Origin of the sequence: Lichenibacterium dinghuense (genome assembly GCF_021730615.1) — a bacterium.
GTDB classification, from domain to species: Bacteria; Pseudomonadota; Alphaproteobacteria; order Rhizobiales; family Beijerinckiaceae; genus Lichenihabitans; species Lichenihabitans dinghuensis.
In genome coordinates, this window is the sequence record NZ_JAJLMN010000001.1 from 2,027,523 (window position 1) to 2,046,134 (window position 18,612).

The 18,612-nt window shown below is 71.9% G+C and carries 18 protein-coding genes and 1 pseudogene; 18 read left to right on the forward strand and 1 reads right to left on the reverse strand.

Annotated features, from left to right (window positions below):
- Positions 1 to 473: 473 nt before the first annotated feature.
- Positions 474 to 2,525, forward strand: a complete 2,052-nt coding sequence (locus L7N97_RS09870; RefSeq protein ID WP_237478136.1) for a DUF1073 domain-containing protein — start codon at positions 474 to 476, stop codon at positions 2,523 to 2,525.
- Positions 2,526 to 2,769: 244 nt separating this feature from the next.
- On the forward strand, positions 2,770 to 3,354 hold the full coding sequence (locus tag L7N97_RS09875; RefSeq protein WP_237478137.1) for a hypothetical protein: 585 nt from the start codon (positions 2,770 to 2,772) through the stop codon (positions 3,352 to 3,354).
- A gap of 860 nt (positions 3,355 to 4,214) precedes the next feature.
- Here L7N97_RS09875 and L7N97_RS09880 read toward each other — a convergent pair.
- Positions 4,215 to 4,664: a DoxX family protein gene (locus tag L7N97_RS09880; protein WP_237478138.1), complete on the reverse strand. Its 450-nt coding sequence runs from the start codon at positions 4,662 to 4,664 to the stop codon at positions 4,215 to 4,217.
- An 86-nt stretch (positions 4,665 to 4,750) separates the two neighbouring features.
- Between L7N97_RS09880 and L7N97_RS09885 the strand changes: the two genes are divergently transcribed.
- The 16 genes and pseudogenes from L7N97_RS09885 (at position 4,751) to L7N97_RS09960 (ending at position 18,587) form a co-directional block, all read left to right on the forward strand.
- Positions 4,751 to 5,593 carry an urease accessory protein UreD gene (locus L7N97_RS09885; RefSeq protein ID WP_237478139.1) on the forward strand — a complete coding sequence of 281 codons (843 nt, stop codon included), beginning with the start codon at positions 4,751 to 4,753 and terminating at the stop codon, positions 5,591 to 5,593.
- A gap of 14 nt (positions 5,594 to 5,607) precedes the next feature.
- Complete coding sequence (locus tag L7N97_RS09890) at positions 5,608 to 6,228, forward strand: urease subunit gamma (RefSeq protein ID WP_237478140.1); 621 nt, start codon at positions 5,608 to 5,610, stop codon at positions 6,226 to 6,228.
- A gap of 98 nt (positions 6,229 to 6,326) precedes the next feature.
- Positions 6,327 to 6,671 (forward strand): PilZ domain-containing protein, encoded by a 345-nt coding sequence (locus tag L7N97_RS09895; protein ID WP_237478141.1) that lies wholly within the window; start codon positions 6,327 to 6,329, stop codon positions 6,669 to 6,671.
- A gap of 208 nt (positions 6,672 to 6,879) precedes the next feature.
- Positions 6,880 to 7,488, forward strand: coding sequence for an SspB family protein (locus L7N97_RS09900; protein ID WP_237478142.1), 609 nt, complete (start codon positions 6,880 to 6,882; stop codon positions 7,486 to 7,488).
- Between the two features lie 8 nt (positions 7,489 to 7,496).
- Entirely contained in the window at positions 7,497 to 7,709 is a 213-nt protein-coding gene (locus L7N97_RS09905) for a DUF4169 family protein (RefSeq protein WP_237478143.1), read from the forward strand.
- Positions 7,693 to 7,935 carry a ribbon-helix-helix domain-containing protein gene (locus L7N97_RS09910; protein ID WP_237478144.1) on the forward strand — a complete coding sequence of 81 codons (243 nt, stop codon included), beginning with the start codon at positions 7,693 to 7,695 and terminating at the stop codon, positions 7,933 to 7,935. Before L7N97_RS09905 ends, L7N97_RS09910 begins: the two co-directional genes overlap by 17 nt.
- A 107-nt stretch (positions 7,936 to 8,042) precedes the next feature.
- Positions 8,043 to 9,044 carry a BMP family lipoprotein gene (locus L7N97_RS09915; RefSeq protein WP_428980975.1) on the forward strand — a complete coding sequence of 334 codons (1,002 nt, stop codon included), beginning with the start codon at positions 8,043 to 8,045 and terminating at the stop codon, positions 9,042 to 9,044.
- 4 nt (positions 9,045 to 9,048) lie between these two features.
- The gene (locus L7N97_RS09920) at positions 9,049 to 10,470 is read left to right on the forward strand and encodes a protein adenylyltransferase SelO family protein (protein WP_237478145.1); all 1,422 of its coding nucleotides are present in this window, start codon (positions 9,049 to 9,051) and stop codon (positions 10,468 to 10,470) included.
- Positions 10,471 to 10,674: 204 nt separating this feature from the next.
- Positions 10,675 to 12,219 carry an ABC transporter ATP-binding protein gene (locus L7N97_RS09925; RefSeq protein WP_237478146.1) on the forward strand — a complete coding sequence of 515 codons (1,545 nt, stop codon included), beginning with the start codon at positions 10,675 to 10,677 and terminating at the stop codon, positions 12,217 to 12,219.
- On the forward strand, positions 12,219 to 12,647 hold the full coding sequence (locus L7N97_RS09930; RefSeq protein ID WP_237478147.1) for a VOC family protein: 429 nt from the start codon (positions 12,219 to 12,221) through the stop codon (positions 12,645 to 12,647). The genes L7N97_RS09925 and L7N97_RS09930 overlap by 1 nt, the downstream gene beginning before the upstream one ends.
- 22 nt (positions 12,648 to 12,669) lie before the next feature.
- Positions 12,670 to 13,827, forward strand: coding sequence for an ABC transporter permease (locus L7N97_RS09935; RefSeq protein WP_237478148.1), 1,158 nt, complete (start codon positions 12,670 to 12,672; stop codon positions 13,825 to 13,827).
- Complete coding sequence (locus L7N97_RS09940) at positions 13,824 to 14,804, forward strand: ABC transporter permease (RefSeq protein WP_237478149.1); 981 nt, start codon at positions 13,824 to 13,826, stop codon at positions 14,802 to 14,804. Before L7N97_RS09935 ends, L7N97_RS09940 begins: the two co-directional genes overlap by 4 nt.
- A 139-nt stretch (positions 14,805 to 14,943) precedes the next feature.
- Positions 14,944 to 15,336, forward strand: a pseudogene (gene cdd / locus L7N97_RS09945) (cytidine deaminase); the annotation flags it as partial.
- 122 nt (positions 15,337 to 15,458) lie between these two features.
- Positions 15,459 to 16,274 (forward strand): purine-nucleoside phosphorylase, encoded by an 816-nt coding sequence (locus L7N97_RS09950; protein ID WP_309242782.1) that lies wholly within the window; start codon positions 15,459 to 15,461, stop codon positions 16,272 to 16,274.
- Complete coding sequence (locus tag L7N97_RS09955) at positions 16,267 to 17,625, forward strand: thymidine phosphorylase (RefSeq protein ID WP_237478150.1); 1,359 nt, start codon at positions 16,267 to 16,269, stop codon at positions 17,623 to 17,625. Before L7N97_RS09950 ends, L7N97_RS09955 begins: the two co-directional genes overlap by 8 nt.
- Positions 17,622 to 18,587, forward strand: a complete 966-nt coding sequence (locus L7N97_RS09960; RefSeq protein WP_237478151.1) for a 2-hydroxyacid dehydrogenase — start codon at positions 17,622 to 17,624, stop codon at positions 18,585 to 18,587. Before L7N97_RS09955 ends, L7N97_RS09960 begins: the two co-directional genes overlap by 4 nt.
- The last annotated feature ends 25 nt before the right edge of the window (positions 18,588 to 18,612 follow it).

An 18,612-nucleotide genomic window follows, 5' to 3' on the forward strand; every position in this document is an offset into this window, starting at 1 on the left:
CGATGGGCGGGCCGGCGCATGGGCCGGCACGGGAAGGCGTAGTCGGGATATGGGTCGGCGGCCCCTCCGCTCCAAGGGTGGAGCCGAGGCGCTGATGCAACCGCCGCGTGGTCTAGCAGGTCGGCTGGGGGCCGGCAAGGAGGATCGGCGGGGCTCAGGAGTGAATGCTCATCATCTGTTCTTGACGTTGGGCGCCTGATGTGGCCTGAATAGGTCCGCTGCAGAACTGCCGTTCGGCCCAGGGTGCCTCGCCCGCGGGCCTTTTTCCATGCCCGACGCTTGATGTGCCTCCCCTTCTCCCGCCCGCGGGAGAAAAGCCTGCCCTGAGCTTGTCGAAGGGTGCCTCGGCGGAGCCGAGGCGGATGAGGGGATGCACTCCCCGCCCCTGAACACCCTCACGCCGACCGCCCCCTGCCGCTCGCCCGAGCCGCGGGCCGCCGTCGCGCGCCCTTCCCTCACATCGCGAGGTCCGCATGACGTTCTCGTTCGGCGCGGGCGTGCGCGACAGCCTGTCCAACCTCGCGGCCTCGCTCGGCACCGGGCGCGACAAGGCGGCCCACGACGCCTTCGCGGTCTTCGAGCTCGGCCGCGCCCAGATCGAGGCGATGTACCGCGGCGACTGGCTCGCGCGGAAGGTCGTCGACATCGTGCCTTACGACTCGGTCAGGGCATGGCGCTCGTGGTCGGGGCACCGGGCCGACGTGGCGCGCGTCGAGGCCGCCGAGCGAAGGCTCGGGCTGCGCAGGACGGTGCAGCGCGCCATGACGCTGGGGCGCCTGTACGGCGGCGGCGCCATCCTGATCGGCGATGGCGAGTGCGACCCCGCCGCCCTGGCGTGCCCGCTCGAGCCCCGCCTGCCGAAGGGCGGGCTAGCCTACCTCCACGCCGTCAGCCGCTGGCAGCTCGGCGTGAGCGATCTCGACCTGAACCCGCTCAGCCCGTGGTGCGGCGAGCCGAAGATGTACACGCTGTCGTCCCTGGGCCGGCCGCCGCTGGAGCTTCACCCCTCGCGCTTGGTGCGCTTCCTCGGCAACCCGCTGCCCGACCCGAGCGCGGCGGGCGCGTTCTGGTCCGACTCGGTGCTGCAGGCGCTCTACGACGCCGTGCACGCCGCGGCGCTGTCGCTGGCGGGGGCGACGAGCCTGCTGCACGAGGCCAAGGTCGACGTCGTCACGGTGCCGAACCTTAGCGAGCACCTGAGCTCGGCCGAGACGACCGCGCAGCTGTCGGCGCGCTTCGCCTATGCGGCGGCGATGAAGTCGATGAACAACCTGCTGCTGCTCGGCGACGGCGAGAGCTGGTCGCGGCAGACGGTCGTCTTCGCGGGGCTGCCCGAGATGGCGCGCTGCTTCCTGCAGGTGGCGGCGGGGGCGGCGGACATCCCGGTGACGCGCCTGCTCGGGCAGTCGCCGTCGGGTCTGTCGGCGACGGGCGAGAGCGACATCCGCAACTACTACGACATGATCGCGGCCAGGCAGGAGCTGGATCTCCGGCCGCAGCTGGAGCGGCTCGACCGCCTGATCTGCTGGTCGGAGGGGATCGACGAGGGTGCGCTCAGCTTCGCGTTCCGGCCCTTATGGCAGCTGGACGAGCCGGCGAAGGCCGCGCTGGCTCTGAGCCGCGCACAGGCCACGCAGGTCTACGCGGGGCTGAAGCTGTGGCCGGACGCGGTGGTGGCCAAGCTCGCCGAGGCGCAACTGGTCGCGGACGGGACGTACCCGAACGCCACGGCGGTGTTCGCGGAGGTGGAGACGACGGCAAGCGCTGGCGGGACGCAGAGCATACTGGACTTCAGCCCGACGCAACCGCGCGACCTCTGGGGGCGGTGGACGTCCGGCGGCATTCAAGCCTTACAACCTGCGGCCAGCGAGAGCGAAAGCGTTCTCCCGCTACAACCGACAAGTCTTCACTCTGACCCGGCATTACCTCCTGCAGGCGAAGGAGTTCCATCTGGTCTGTCCAATCAGCCGGACATCCCTGGAACTGTCGCGCCGAAGGCTGTCGACCCAGCCGCAAGCAAGGATGACCCCGAAGTCGATGCCGTAGTACGGTGGGCGGCACAAACGGTGCTGGGTCCACTTTATCTGTATATGAAGGCCCGTGGTGCGGTGCGGGCTCTTGCCCAGCATCTGCGGCCGGATTGGCTGATTGGCGGCCCACCCACCGACCCACCACCCTCTCCTCGGTTGGCTGGCGCAGGCGTCACGGAACCCGCTCAATCCGTCCCCGTTCGCCCCTGGCCTCTGTCGCCTGAAACTGGTGCATCTCCGAGCCGCAATGAACGGGCTGACGAGCCACCAACGCCGGGCACTTACCGCGCTTCTAAAGCCCTTGCGTCGATCAAGATTCCTGACAATCTCAGCTTGGAGGCGCGAGGCAAGAATGCGGACGAGCAAGGGAAATTTTATGAAAACGAAGTGCGGAAGGCGCTCAACTTCGACCCTGCGCCCCCACCTCCAAACCGCAAGTACGAACAAGGCGACAACGCACCGGATGGACTCTTTACAGATGTAGAAAATGGATAAAAATAGCCCTTGAAGTCAATTATCTCAACAAAACAGCACTGGGATCCATGACCCCGATAACATGCTGAGTTTCATCGCCGATAAAGATGTTGCTCAAGCGCGCAAGTATCTTGACGCGTTCAAAGGAGGTCTACTGTGGATCGTCAACGATCGGGAACTTGTTTACAAGTATGGTTACTTTTTTTCGGAAAAAGGGCTCTCAGGATTCCGCATAGAGTATATTGAATCGCGATAGGAGACAGCGATGTCCGGAGGCACACCCTTCAACGTGGAGTTCATTCCACCTGGATGCACGCCATATGACTACGGCGATTTGACTCCGCCTTTCACCCGAGAAAACACAAGAGCTGTGAACTCAATAAGGGATTTTTTGTCAGAAGATGAGCTTATACAAGCTCGAAAGTTGGAGATCGTCTATTATAGCCCGATTCACCAAACCGTGGGCGGCGTAGTCATACCTGGAATTCGAACATACAATACATCTTTTTGTCTGTACCTGAAGAAATACGAGGAAATCCTCACCCATGATCTGCTCGAAAAATTCATTGACGCCGTCCGCGAAGGACACCCGGATCTGAATCCCGACACAATCCATCGGGACTGGTTCCGTGTGACGGTTCCTAATGGAGATCGTTATTACCCTCTGCAGTTTCACGGCGATCTCGATGCATGGATCGACCGTATGATCGCCGTCGCGACGGAAAAAGGGACGACGATGGGCTGGTTCGACAAGGGTAAATTCTGCCTCAATGATGGGAGCCGCATGGCTTTTGGCGATCTCAAAATGGTTCGGCTGATGGGCGGAGAGGCGTATCCGGACGACTGGTGAACCAAAGCCGGGCCGATCGACGGCCGACAGACCTGGACCCTCGTGTGGGTTCCCTGGAAGACATCGTTGCCCTCATCGGGCCCTGGTGAAACAGCGATGCCGCAAGCACCTGACGACGATACTCACGTCTCGCTCGGATCGGTGCTGTGCCCCTCGGGCCGGCTGACGATCTGCGATTGGGTGGCAGCGGGCGTATGGTCCCCGAGGCTGTACCACCACGGCCCGATGCCCGGCAGCCCGCGGGTGTCGATCCGGACGGCCTGCAACACCGACGGCGCCGTGATCGAAGGCCTCCAGCCGGACGTCGCCTATCCCGTGTCGGGCGAATACCGCCGCGGCGAGAGCAGAGACGCCATTCTGAGCAAGCTCCATGTCACGATGCGGGACGGGATCGCGGCGGAGCGGGCGGAGATCGGCACCGCTTCCGTGCAGTACGGGCGCATGGTCGTGGTCGATGCCGCGCTGGACCTCGATTGGGACGACGACATCTCGGCCGACGGTTTGGCCGATGTCGCGTTCTGGGGCCGCCACGGAGCCGAGGTCGCGGCGGAGGTCGGCGCGGGACCGCTGACGTCGCCCGGAGAGGGCCGTGGCGTCTTTGGGTGGCGCGACCTGCCGCTCGCCGAAGCCGAGCGGATCGCCCGCGACCTCGAGGCGAGGCGGTCGCAGGGGAAGGGCTTGGTGGTCGACCTGCGACCCCATACGGAGCAGTGGCGCCATCTGGAAAATCTGCGGCAGTCGCGGACGCGGTCGGTCGCGATCGAAGAGGACGGAGCGCCTCATCCTGTTCGACAGCGATTTCGGCTATCATCTGTGCTTCATCGGCGCAGACCTCGACGCGGCCGGGCAGCTTCTGCGCGTCATCGTCGACCTGGAGCGCGAGCCGTTCGCGTAACCCTTCCCCCGAACGGCCAGTCCACCACGCCCGCCGCCCACAGCGCCCACCACACGAACACGGGTTGGAACGCGAGCCGCGGCCCGTGGTACCACCAGGACGACGGGATCGGCGGCACGTTCACGTTCTCGATCGCGTGCTTGACGTTGGCCGGGTAGACGCAGACCGCGTAGGCCGCGAAGGCCCAGCCCGCGGCGCGGCGCAGGCGCGGCGTCAGCAGCGCGACGGAGCCGGCGAGCTCGCACACCCCCGTCGCCAGCACCACGTCGCGCGGCGCCGGCACCCAGTCCGGCATGATGGGCAGGAAGGCATCCGGCCTGGTCACGTGCACGACGCCGATCCCGGCATAGACGGCCGCGAGCGCGAGGCGGGCGCCCGCGCGGGCGCGGGGATGGGTCGGAGCGTCGGCGGGCATGGCGAAATCTCGCGGGCGGGAAGCCGGTCAACGGGGGGCGCGGCGCAGGGTTGCGCGTTTCCCCGCGAAGGCCGACACCGCGCCCCATGACCGACGCTCCCCCCTCCAACCGCGCCCGCGGCGCGATCGCGGCCGGCTTCCGCCGCGTGGGCGCCCGCACCGAGGTGGTCGGCCCGCACGAGACGGGCGGCTACCGGCTGCGCCTGCCGCGGACGCACGGCGGCCCCTGCGAGGCCGTGATCGTCAACACCGGCGGCGGCATGGCGGGCGGCGACCGGGCGGAGTTCGCCTTCGCGGCCGAGGCCGGCACCGCCGCCACGATCACCACCACGGCGGCCGAGAAGGTGTACCGCGGCGTCCACGCCAGCGAGGCGGCGGCCGGCGGGGCCGAGGCCGAGACGCGCGTCTCCGTCGCGTTGACGCTCGGCGGGGGCGCGGCGCTCGACTGGCTGCCGCAGGAGACCATCCTGTTCGACGGCGCGCGCCTCCATCGGACCCTCGACGCCGCCATGGCGGAGGACGCCGACCTGCTCATGGCCGAGACGCTGGTGTTCGGCCGCCTCGGCATGGGCGAGCGGATGGGCGCCGGGCGCGTGCGCGACCGCTGGCGCGTGCGGCGCGGCGGGCGGCTCGTCCTCGCCGAAGAGCTCGACCTCGGCGGCGACGTGGCGGGGCTCCTCGACCGCCCGGCGCTCGGCGGGGGCGCCCGGGCCTCGGCCACCGCGATATGGATGTCGCCCCGCGCGGAAGGCGCGCTCGACCGCGCCCGCGCGGCGCTCGACATGCCCGAGGTCTCGGGCGGCGCCAGCGCGTGGAACGGGATGCTGGTCGCGCGCGCCCTGTCGCCCTCGCCACGGGCGCTGCGCGCCGCTATCGTGGCGCTTCTGTCCGGACTGCGGGGGCGCGCCCTGCCCCGCCTCTGGGCCTGACGGGGGCGAGCCGCATGAACCTCACGCCGCGCGAGAAGGACAAGCTGCTCGTCGCCCTCGCGGCCCAGGTGGCCCGGCGGCGGCTGGAGCGCGGCGTGAAGCTGAACCACCCCGAGGCGGTGGCGCTGATCACCGACGCCGTGGTGGAAGGGGCGCGCGACGGGCGCAGCGTCGCGGACCTGATGCGCGCCGGCACCGAGGTCCTGCGCGCCGACCAGGTGATGGAGGGCGTGGCCTCCATGATCCACGACATCCAGGTCGAGGCCACCTTTCCGGACGGCACCAAGCTCGTGACCGTGCACCACCCGATCCGCGGCGCCGACGACGCGCTGATCCCCGGCGAGGCCCTGCCGGCGCCAGGCGACGTCACGATGAACAAGGGCCGCGAGACGGTGACGCTGGAGGTGACCAACGCCGGCGACCGGCCGATCCAGGTCGGCTCGCACTACCACTTCTTCGAGACCAACCCGGGCCTCCGGTTCGACCGGGCGCGGACGCGGGGCTTCCGGCTCGACATCCCGGCCGGCACGGCGGTGCGCTTCGAGCCGGGGCAGAGCCGCGAGGTGCGGCTCGTGGCGCTCGGCGGCGCCCGCGAGGTCTACGGCTTGCGCGGCGAGGTCATGGGGCCGCTCTGACCCGCCCTCCCCCGTCCCGGCCCGAAAAGGGTCGAATGATTCCGAGAGTCTCAACCTTTCGGCAGGACATTGGGCCGGAGTTGGACGGGATGGGTGTCATGAGTTCCTCATCGGTCGAAAGGCGCGTCGCTCCCCGCTTCGCCGTGAAATGCGCGGGCGAGCTGGCGTCCGGCAGTTCCGTGGCCGCCGTCACGGTCAGCGACATGTCGGTGACGGGCTGCGGCATCGAGATCGAGAACCTGCCCGATGGCGCGCTCGGCAACACCGGCGTCCTCAGCATCCGGCCCGCCGACGGCGCGTCGCCCCCCGTGATGCTGCCCGTGATCGTGTCCAACCACCGCGCCGCGGGCGACCGCGCCCGCCTGGGCCTGCAGTTCCGGCGCCTCAGCATGGGGCAGATGCGCAGCCTGATCGGCGTCATGGACGGGATGATCGAGCGCTAGGGGCGAGCCTCCGAGCCTGGACTTCGGCCGACCCCGCCCCTATCATCCTGGCGTGGCTTCGGTCGTCGCGCCGTCGTTTCGACGCCGGCCGCCATGCCCGTCGCCGGGTCGCGCCGCAGATGCGGGCCGCCCGACGCTCACGCTCCCGGGAGCCGAGGCGTGCCGGCAGCGGCGGCCGCGTCTCCCGCATGCCCACCGGTGGAACACGATGGCCGATCTGATCCGTTACGACCTGCTCGTCCAGGACGCTCTGCGGGGGGTCGTGCGCCAGGTCCTGACCGACGTCGCCCGCAGCGGGCTGCAGGGCGAGCACCACTTCTTCATCACCTTCAAGACCGCCACGCCCGGCCTGCGGCTGTCGAGCCGCATGCGCGAGCGCTACCCGGACGAGATGACGGTGATCCTCCAGCACCAGTTCTGGGGCCTGACCGTCACCGAGGCCGGCTTCGAGGTCGGGCTGTCGTTCAACAACATGCCCGAGCGGCTCTACGTGCCCTTCGCCGCCATCACGATGTTCCAGGACCCGTCTGTCACCTTCGGGCTGAAGTTCGACACCAAGGACGCCGGCTCGCCCGCCGACGCCCTGTCGAAGCCCGCCCTGGCGGAGGCGCCGAAGGGCCCCCGCGCGCTGGCCACGGTGGAGGCCTCGCCGCAGCCGCGCCTCACGGACGCGTCCCCCAAGCCGGACGACAGGAAGGCCGACAAGCCGAGGCCGGTGCTGGCCAAGGTGCCGGCCGACGACGACAAGGAGGCGGCGGGCGAGGGCGCGGGCGGCCCCAAGGTCGTGTCCATCGACGCCTTCCGCAAGAAGCCCTGACGCGTCCGTTGGGCGACGTCGTCAACCTCCGCCGGGTCCGCAAGACGCGCGAGCGCGCCGACCGGGCCGAGGAAGCGGCCCGCAACCGGGCCGCCTTCGGCCGCACGCGGGAGGAGCGGAGCGCCTCGGCGGACGAGAACAGGCGCGCCGAGGCCAAGCTCGACGCCCATCGGCTCCGGACGCCGCACGGCGGCGCGCCCGACGATGTCGCGCCCCGCTGACGGCGGGACGGCGGTCGGCAAGCGCTCGCTGACGGTCGCGGGCCACCGGACCAGCATCTCGCTCGAGGACGCCTTCTGGACGGGCCTGCGCGACATCGCGGCGGCGCGGGCCTCCACCGTCGCGGGCCTCGTGGCGGAGATCGACCGCCGGCGCGGCCCGGCCAACCTGTCCTCCGCCATCCGGGTCTTCGTGCTCGACCATTTCCGCGCCGCCACGGAGCCCTGATCGGAGAGGCAGGCGGGGGCGACGTCCCGTCTTTTCGGCCGGCACGCGGCATGCGATGCTGCTTTCCCGAGGGCGTCCGAGGGGCGCCGCGGGCGAGGATCGGCACGATGGCTCACGGCAGGTTTGCGGGACTGATGATGGGCGCGTGCCTGCTGGCCGCCGGTGCGGCCCAGGCGGCCGACACCAAGCCCGCGCTGATCTACGACCTCGGCGGCAAGTTCGACAAAAGCTTCAACGAGGGCGCGTTCCACGGCGCCGAGGCCTTCAAGCAGGCCACCGGCGTCCCGTTCCGTGACTTCGAAGTCCAGAACGACGCCCAGCGCGAGCAGGCCATGCGCCGCTTCGCCAAGGACGGCTTCAGCCCCGTCGTGGCCATCGGCTTCAGCCAGGCCAGCGCTATGGAGAAGGTGGCGGCCGAGTTCCCCGACACCAAGTTCGTGATCGTGGACGCCGTGGTCGACAAGCCCAACGTGCAGTCGATCCTGTTCAAGGAGGGCGAAGGCTCGTTCCTGGTGGGCCTGCTCGGCGCCATGGCGTCCAAGACCGGGAAGATCGGCTTCGTGGGCGGCATGGACATCCCGCTGATCCACCGGTTCGGCTGCGGCTACGCGCAGGGGGCGAAATACGCCAACCCCAAGGTCGAGGTGCTGCAGAACATGACCGGCACCACGGCCGACGCCTGGCACGACCCGGTGAAGGGCGGCGAGCTCGCGAAATCGCAGATCGACCGCGGCGCGGACGTCATCTATCACGCGGCCGGCGCCACCGGGAACGGCGTGCTGCAGGCCGCGGCGGACGCGGGCAAGCTCGGCATCGGCGTCGATTCGGACCAGGACGGGCTGTTCCCCGGCCACGTGCTCACCTCCATGCTCAAGCACGTTGACGTGGCCGTGAAGGACACGTTCACGGCCGCGAAGGACGGCACCTGGAAGCCCGGCATCACCGTGCTCGGCCTGAAGCAGGACGGCGTCGGCTATGCCGAGGACCAGTACAACAAGGACCTGCTGACGCCCGACATGCTCAAGGCCGTGAAGGCCGCGGCGGCCGACATCGAGTCCGGCAAGATCTCCGTCCACGACTACATGGCGGACAGCAAATGCCCGGACTGACCGTTTGACCCTGTCGCCCGCGTTCCGGCCCTCGGCGCGCCACCTCGCGCTGGGGGACGCCTTCTACGACCCCGTGGCGCCCGCGGACTTCCCGCGGACGGACATCCGCTACCGCAACGGCCGCTGGGCCGCGCGCGTCGGCCTGGGATCGCTCGACGACGCGGAATGGGCGCGCCACTTCGGCCGGTTCAGCCCCCTGCCCGGCTCCCTGCCGCGGCCGGTCGCGCTGCGCTACCACGGCCACCAGTTCGGCTCCTACAACCCCGACCTCGGCGACGGGCGCGGCTTCCTGTTCGCGCAGATGCACGACCTCCGGGACGGGCGCCTGCTCGACCTCGGCACCAAGGGCAGCGGCACCACGCCCTGGTCGCGATCGGGCGACGGGCGGCTGACGCTGAACGGCGGCCTCCGCGAGGTGCTGGCGACGGCGCTGCTCGAAGCGCAGGGCGTGAACACGTCGAAGAGCTTCAGCCTGATCGAGACGGGCGAGGACCTCGAGCGCGGCGACGAGCCCTCGCCGACCCGCTCGGCCGTGCTGGTGCGGCTGTCGCACTCCCACATCCGCATCGGCTCGTTCCAGCGCCTGCGCTACCTCGAACAAGGGGACGACATCCTCCGCCTGCTCGACCACGCGGTCGAGACCTATCGGCCCGAGGCGCGGCGCCCGACGTCGGCGGCGACGGCCGTGGCGTTCCTGGAAGGCGTGGCCCGAGACGTGGCCCGCACCGGCGCGCAGTGGATGGCGGCCGGCCTCGTCCACGGCGTGCTCAACACGGACAACATCAACGTCACCGGCGAGTCCTTCGACTACGGCCCCTGGCGCTTCCTGCCCACCTACGACCCCGGCTTCACCGCCGCCTACTTCGACCACGCGGGCCGCTACGCCTACGGGCGCCAGCCGACCGTGCTGCTGTGGAACCTGACGCGCCTCGCCGAATGCCTGCTCGACGTCGCGCCGCAGGCCGAGCTGGAGGCGACGCTCGGCGGCTTCGCGCCGGCCTTCCGCGCCGCCTTCGTCGCCGAAACGCTGCGGCGGCTGGGGCTGCGGCCCGCGGCGGACCCCGAGGCCGACAAGCGGCTCGTCGAGATGTTCTGGACCTTCCTGGAGGCCTCCGGCGCGCCCTTCGAGCAGGCGGTCTTCGACCACCGCGGCGGGCGCCTGTCGGCCGGCCGCGCGGCCCGAAGCCCGAACGCGGAGTTCTACGCCGGCGAGGCCTACGGGGTGCTGCGGGAAGCGCTCGACGCGGCCGAGCCCGACGGCGGCGCCGGGCTGGACCACCCGTATTTCTCGCGCGCCGAGCCCTGCACCCTGCTCCACCCGGAGGTCGAGGCGATCCTGGAGGCCGTGAACCGCGCCGACGACTGGGGCCCGTTCCGCGCCAAGCTCGACGCGATCGACGCCATGCGGGTGGCCTATGGGAGCTGATCGCGGCCGTCGTGCGCAGCCCTTCTCCCCTGCGGGGAGAAGGTGTCGTCGCGCAACGACGACGGATGAGGGGGAAACTGGCTGGCGCGTTACGCCTCCCCCCTCATTCCCGCTGTGCGGACCTTCTCCCCTCAAGGGGAGAAGGGCTAACCCGTCGAGGCGCAGGCCGGCCGCTCATGGCGGCTTGCTCGAAGGATCGCGTCCTTGACCTTCCCCGCGCTCGACCTCGTCGGCATCTCCAAGAGCTTCGGCCCCGTGCGGGCCAACCGCGACGTGAACCTGTCGGTCGCGGCGGGGACGATCCACGGCATCGTGGGCGAGAACGGCGCCGGCAAGTCGACGCTGATGTCCATCGTCTACGGCTTCTACGAGGCCGACGCCGGCGAGATCCGCGTGAAGGGCGAGCCCGTCCGCATCGCCTCCTCCAAGGACTCGATCCGCCACGGCATCGGCATGGTCCACCAGCACTTCATGCTGGTCGACACGCTGAGCGTGCTCGACAACGTCATGCTGGGCGCCGAGGGCGGCGCGCTGCTGCGCGGCGGCTCCAGGCGCATCCGCGCCCGGCTGGACGAGCTCGCGCGGGACTACGGCCTCGCCGTCGATCCCGACGCGCTCGTCGGCGACCTCGCGGTGGGGCTCCAGCAGCGCGTCGAGATCGTGAAGGCGCTGCTGCGCGGCGCCGCGGTGCTGATCCTCGACGAGCCCACCGCCGTGCTCACCCCTGCCGAGGCGGACGGGCTCTTCGTGCTCCTGCGCAAGCTGAAGGCCCAGGGCGTGACCGTGGTGCTGATCACCCACAAGCTGCGCGAGATCATGGCGGTGACGGACCGCGTGTCGGTGATGCGGCGCGGCACGATCGTGGAGACGGTCGACACGGCCTCCACCACCCCGGCCGCGCTGGCCGACGCCATGGTGGGCCGGCGCGTGTCCCTCGCCGTGGCGCGCGCGCCGCGCGCCCCGGGTCCGCCGCGGCTGGAGGTCCGGAACCTGTCCTGCCTCGGCGAGGGCGGCGTGAAGCTCGTCGACGACGTGTCCTTCACCCTGCGCGCGGGCGAGATCGCCGGCCTCGCGGGCGTGTCCGGCAACGGCCAGTCCGAGCTACTCGAGGCGCTGGCCGGCATCCGCCCGCTCAGCTCGGGCGAGGTGCTGGTCGACGGCCGCGCCGTGCCGCCGGCCGAGCGGCATCCGGCGGCGCTGGGGCGGCTCGGCCTCGTCCACGTGCCGGAGGACCGGCACCGCATGGGGCTCGTCACCGCCTTCGAGGCCGCCGAGAGCGCGATCCTGGGCATCCACCGCGAGCCGCGCTTCGGCTTCGGCCCCTTCCTGCGCCGCCGGGCGGTGCTGGCCGACGCGGCGCGCAAGATGGCCGACTACGACGTGCGCCCGGCGGCGCCCCGGCTGAAGAGCGCCAACTTCTCCGGCGGCAACCAGCAGAAGATCGTGCTGGCCCGCGAGTTGGAGCGCGACCCCCGCATCGTGCTCTGCGGCCAGCCGACCCGCGGCGTCGACATCGGCGCCATCGCGTTCATCCACCGGCGTCTGGTGGCGCTGCGCGACGCCGGCGTGGCGGTGCTGGTCGTGTCGGTGGAGCTCGACGAGGTGCTGGCGCTGTCCGACCTGATCCTAGTCATGTGCGGCGGCCGGCTGACCGGCACGCGCCGCCCGCCGCCGGACGCTGCGGGCGACCCCGCCTTCGTGGGCGAGATCGGGCTGATGATGGCGGGGATGGACAGCGAAGGGACGTGATGGACCAGCGTATGACGATCGTGACGCTCGGCGTGGCCTCTGTGCCGGCCGCGCGGCGCTTCTACGAGAAGCTCGGGTGGACGGCGTCGAGCGCCAGCCAGGGCGACGACGTCGCCTTCTTCCAGCTGAACGGCATCGCGCTGTCGCTGTTCGGCCGGGCGGCGCTCGCCGCCGACGCCGCCATCGCCGACTCGCAGCCGGGCTTCTCGGGCGTCACGCTGGCCCACAACCTCGACAGCCCCAAGGCGGTCGACGCCGCCTTCGCCAAGGCGCTCGCGGCCGGCGCCACCGCGCTGAAGAAGCCCGAGACGGCCTTCTGGGGCGGCTATTCGGGCTACTTCTCCGACCCCGACGGCCACATCTGGGAGCTGGCCCACAACCCCTTCTTCCCGCTCGACGCCGACGGCAACCTGGCGCTGCCCGGATGAGCGCCGCCAGAGCGAGCGCTTCGTGAGCGCCGGCCGCTCCCTCCCCGCGTGGGCCGACGTCGTCCTTGTGCCGCTCCTGGCCGTGGCGGCGGCCTTCGGGGTCGGCGGCCTCGTGGTCGCAGCCATCGGGGTCGATCCCTGGGGCGCCCTCGTCGAGCTCGTGCGGGGCAGCCTCGGCTCGGCCGAAGGCCTGGGCTTCACGCTCTACTACGCCACGGACTTCATCTTCACCGGCCTCGCCGTGGCGCTGGCCTTCCAGGGCGGGCTGTTCAACATCGGCGCGGAGGGCCAGGCCTACGTGGGCGGGCTCGGCGCCGCGCTGGTGTGCCTCCACGGCGGCTTCCTGCCGCCCTGGATCCTGGTGCCCGCGGCCGTCCTGGCCGCGGCCCTGTTCGGCGCCGCCTGGGCGGCGGTGCCCGGCGTGCTGCAGGCCAAGCGCGGCAGCCACATCGTCATCACGACGATCATGTTCAACTTCCTGGCCTCGACCCTGATGGCCTACCTGCTCGTGAACGTGCTGCGCCCGACCGGCGACATGCAGGCCGAATCGGCCGCTTTCCCGCCCTCCGCCGCCGTGCCGTCGTTCAAGTCCGTCCTGGCGCTCGTCGGCATCTCCGCCCCCACCACGCCGCTGAACCTGTCCTTCGTGCTCGCGATGGCCTGCGCGCTCGGCGTCTGGGTCTTCGTATGGCGCACCCGCACCGGCTACGAGGTCCGCACCGTTGGGCAGAACCCGGCCGCCGCCGTCTACGGCGGCATCTCGCCGGCGCGGATCACCGTGCTCACCATGGCGCTGTCGGGGGCACTCGCGGCCGGCGTCGCCGTCAACGAGATCATGGGCGTGCAGAACCGCCTGCTGCTCGACTTCACCTCGGGCTACGGCTTCGTCGGCATCGCGGTGGCGCTGATGGGGCGCGGCCATCCGCTCGGCGTGGTGCTGGCCTCCTTCCTGTTCGGCATGCTGTACCAGGGCGGCGCCGAGCTCGCCTTCGACGAGCCCAAGATCACCCGCGACATGATCGTGGTGGTGCAGGGCCTCGTCGTCTTCTTCGCCGGCGCGCTGGAAGGGCTGTTCCGGCGCGGCCTCGCCCGCCTCTTCGCCGCGCGCCTGCGCCCCGGCGAGGCCGGCGAGACGAGCCTGCCGGCGCGCGTCGCCGAGCCGGGCGGGGAGCTGCCATGACGGCCGACATCCTCGGCACCGCCGTCCCGCTCCTGTCGTCGAGCCTGCGGCTGTCCGTGCCGCTGATCTTCGCCTGCCTAGCCGGGCTGTGGTCGGAGCGGGCCGGCATCTTCGACATCGGCCTCGAGGGCAAGATGCTGATCGCGGCCTTCGCCTCGGCGGCCGCCGCCTACGCTTCCGGCAGCGCCTGGATCGGGCTCGGCGCGGGAATCGCGGCGTCGCTGGTCTTCGCGCTGGCGCACGGCTTCGCCGCCATCGAGGCGCGCGGCAACCAGATCGTGTCGGGCACCGCCGTCAACCTGCTGGCGGCGGGCCTCACCGCGACGGTCGGCAACGCCTGGTACGGCCAGGGCGGGCGCACGCCGCAGCTCACCGTACCGGCCTCCCGGTTCGAGGGCCTCGCCTGGCCGGGCGCGCAGGCGGTCGGCGGGGTGCCGGTGGTCGGCCCGATCTACGGCGACCTCGTGTCGGGCCACGACGTCCTCACCTACCTGGCCCTGCTGACGGTGCCGCTGACCGCCTTCGTGCTGTACCGCACGCGCTTCGGCCTGCGCCTGCGCGCCACGGGCGAGAACCCCGCCGCGGTGGACACGGCCGGCGTGTCGGTGCGCGGCATCCGCTACAGCGGGGTCCTCATCGCGGGCGTGCTCTGCGGCTTCGCCGGCACCTACCTGTCGGTCGGGCAGGCGGCGGGCTTCCTCACCGGCATGACGGCCGGCAAGGGCTTCATCGCGCTCGCGGCGCTGGTCTTCGCCAAGTGGCGGCCCTGGCCGGCGCTCGCCACCTGCCTGCTGTTCGGCTTCCTCGACGCCGCCGCGATCCGCCTGCAGGGCACGATCGTGGCCGGCATCGGCGAGGTGCCGGTCCAGGCCATCCAGGCGCTCCCCTACATCCTGACCGTGGTGCTCCTGGCCGGCTTCATCGGCCGCGCCGTGCCGCCGAAGGCGGGCGGGATCCCCTACACGAAGGAGCGGTGAGGGCCGGTTCCGGGGCAAGTCCGGCCTCTCGCATCTGCGAAACCTCTGCACCGGCTTGACCGTATGAACCTTCGTGGGTTTCATCCCCGGCCCGTGCCGCCGCGCGCCGGCGCAGCCCCCGTCGCACCCCCGAGAAGCCATGGCCGCCATCGATGACCTGTTCGCGGCGGCCAGGGCGGCGCAGGTGAGCGCCTACGCGCCCTATTCGCGCTTCAAGGTCGGCGCGGCCGTGCTGACGGCGTCGGGCCGCGTCTTCCCGGGCTGCAACGTCGAGAACGCCGCCTATCCGCAGGGGTCCTGCGCCGAGGCGGGCGCCATCGCCGCCATGGCGCTGGCGGGCGAGCGCGCCATCGCGGCCGTGATGGTGGTGGGCGACGGCGACGCCCTCGTCACCCCGTGCGGCGGCTGCCGCCAGCGCATCCGCGAGTTCGCGGCCCCCGACACCCCCGTCCACGTCGCGGGGCCTGAGGGCCTGCGCCGCACCTTCACGCTCGACGAACTGCTGCCCGCGAGCTTCGGGCCCGACCACCTCGATCATCGCACGCCCGGACCGAAGCGGTCCGAGCGGGACGACGATGCCCGTGACGAAGAGCCGCGACGCCTGTCGCCCGATCAGGCGACGAGCGTCGCAGCACCCGCCGGAGGCGCCCGCCCGTGACCGACGTCGACACCAACATCGCCCTGCTGGCCGAGCGCGGCGTCGCCGGCCCGGTCGAGACCGCGATCGTGCTCGGCACCGGCCTCGGCCCGGTCGCCGACGCGCTGGGGGACGCCGTCGCGGTGCCCTACGCCGACCTCGCCGGCTTCCCGGCCGCGGGCGTGTCGGGCCACGGCGGCCGGCTCGTCGTCGGCACCTGGGAGGGCGCCCGCGTGGCGGTGCTGCAGGGCCGCGCCCACTACTACGAGACCGGCGACCCCGCCGCCATGCGGGTGCCGCTGGAAACCCTGGCGCGGCTCGGCACCCGCCACCTCATCCTCACCAACTCTGCGGGCTCGCTCCACGCCGACTGGTATCCGGGCTCGCTGGCGCTGATCGCGGACCACATCAACTTTTCAGGGTCGAACCCGCTGATCGGCGCCTCGGGCGACGACCGCTTCGTCGGCCTCGCCGACGCCTACGACCGCCACCTCCGCGCGCGGCTGAAGCGCGCCGCAGTGCAGGCCGGCATCACGGCGCTGCGCGAGGGCGTCTACATGTGGTTCTCGGGCCCGTCCTTCGAGACGCCCGCCGAGGTCAAGATGGCCAAGGTGCTCGGCGCCGACCTCGTCGGCATGTCCACCGTGCCCGAGGTGATCCTGGCGCGGCGGCTCGGCCTGCGCGTCGCCGCGCTGTCGCTGATCACCAACTTCGCCACCGGCGTCGGCGGCGGCAACCCGAGCCACGCCGAGACCAAGGACGTGGCGCTCGGCGGCTCGCTCGCGCTGAAGCGCCTGCTGCGCGCCTACATCCGGGCGCGCGACGATGCCTGACAGTTCGAAACCCTCGGCCCTGCCGGGCGAGATCATCCGCCGCAAGCGCGACGGCGAGGCCCTGACGGCGGCCGAGATCGAGCGCTTCGTCGCCGGCATCGTCAACGGCGCCGTGTCGGGCGAGCAGATGGCGGCCTTCGCCATGGCGGTCTTCTGGCGGGGCATGGACCGGGGCGAGACCGTCGCCCTGACCGAGAGCATGACGCTGTCCGGCGCCGTGCTGGACTGGCGCGCCTGCGGCCTCAGCGGCCCCGTGCTCGACAAGCATTCGACGGGCGGCATCGGCGACGACGTCAGCCTGGTGCTGGCGCCGGCGCTCGCCGCCTGCGGCGCCTTCGTGCCGATGATCTCGGGGCGCGGCCTCGGCCACACCGGCGGCACACTCGACAAGCTCGAGGCCATCCCCGGCTTCCGCACCGGCATCGACATCGCGGAGTTCCAGGAGATCGTGTGCGGCTGCGGCTGCGCCATCGTGGGCGCGGGCGACGACGTCGCCCCGGCGGACGCCCGGCTCTATGCCGTGCGCGACGTCACCGCCACGGTGGAATCCGTGCCGCTCATCACCGCCTCCATCCTGTCGAAGAAGCGCGCGGCCGGGCTCGACGCCCTGGTCATGGACGTGAAGACCGGCTCCGGCGCCTTCATGGCGGGCCTCGACGAGGCCCGCGCCCTGGCGCGCAGCCTCGTGTCCGTGGCGGAGGGCGCCGGCCTGCCCACCACCGCGCTGCTCACCGACATGGACCAGCCGCTCGCCGACGCGGCCGGCAACGCCGTCGAGGTGCGCCACGCCGTGTCGATCCTGACCGAGGGCCGCTTCGACCCCCGCGTCGAGGCCGTCGTGACGGCGCTCGGCGGCGAGGCCCTGGCGCTCGGCGGGCTCGCCGACGACCCCGCCGACGGGGCCCGCCGCATCGCCGACGCCCTGCGCTCCGGCCGCGCCGCCGAGCGCTTCGCCGCCATGGTGCGGGCCCAGGGCGGCCCCTCCGACCTCCTGTCGCGGCCCGACCACTACCTGCCCCGCGCGCCGGTGTGCCGGGACGTCCACGCGGACCAGCATGGCGCGCTGGAGGCGATCGACGCGCGGCTCGTCGGCGTGGCCGTGGTGGGCCTCGGCGGCGGGCGCACCCGGCCCGGCGAACCCGTCGATCCGTCCGTCGGCTTCGCCAACCTCGCGCCGCTCGGCGCCACCGTCGGGCCCGGGGCGCGGCCGCTCGGCACCGTCATGGCCCGCACCGAGCCCGCCGCCGCCGTCGCGGCCGCGCTCCTGCGCCGCGCCTGCCGGGTCGGCGAGGCGGCGCCCGCCCCGCGCGGTCCCGTCATCGAGCGCATCGACGCCGGAGCCTGCGCGTGAGCGGGCGCGACGCCCTCCTGGTCTCGGTCGGCCGCAGCCGCGCCGAGGCCGAGCCCTGGCTGGCGAGCTTCGCCGCGCGGCTGCCGCACCTCGACGTGGCGGCGCTCGGCGACCCGGTCGCGCCGGAGCGCGTGCGCTACGCCGCGGCGTGGCGCCACCCGCACGGCGCCCTGGCGGATCTTCCTGGCCTGCGGGCCGTCTTCTCGCTCGGTGCCGGCGTCGACCACCTCCTCGCCGACCCCGCGCTGCCGCCGGGCGTGCCCGTCGCCCGCGTCGTCGACCCCGACCTCACCGCCCGGATGAGCGAGTGGGTCCTGCTCCACGTGCTCGGCCACCACCGGCAGGCGCGCCGCTACCGGCGCCAGCAGGCGGAGTCGCGCTGGGCCGACGATCCGTACCAGCCGGCCGCGCGCGCGGTGCGGGTCGGCGTGATGGGCCTCGGCGTGCTCGGGATCGACGCCGCGACCAAGCTGAAGGTCGTCGGCTTCGACGTCGCGGGCTGGAGCCGGAGCCCGCGCGATGTACCGGGGATCGCCTGCTTCGCCGGCGCGGAGGGGCTCGACGCCTTCCTGCGCCGCACCGACATCCTCGTGGTGCTGCTGCCGTTGACGCCCGACACGGCGGGCATGCTCGACGCGGCGCTCTTCGCCAAGCTCGCGCGGGACGGACGGCTCGGCGGCCCGGTGCTGATCAACGCCGGCCGCGGCGGGCTGCAGCGCGAGGCCGACATCCTGCGCGGCCTCGACGACGGCACGCTCGCGGCCGCGACGCTCGACGTCTTCGAGCGCGAGCCGCTGGAGCGCGAGTCGCCGCTGTGGCGCCACCCCGCCGTGACGGTGACGCCCCACAACGCCGCCCTGTCCGACCCCGAGGCCGTCGCCGACCTCATCGCGGGGCAGATCGTGGCTCTGGAGCGGGGCGAGCCGCTGCGGCACGCGGTGGACCGGGCGCGGAACTATTGATGCCGCAACGATGACCCTCCGCCAA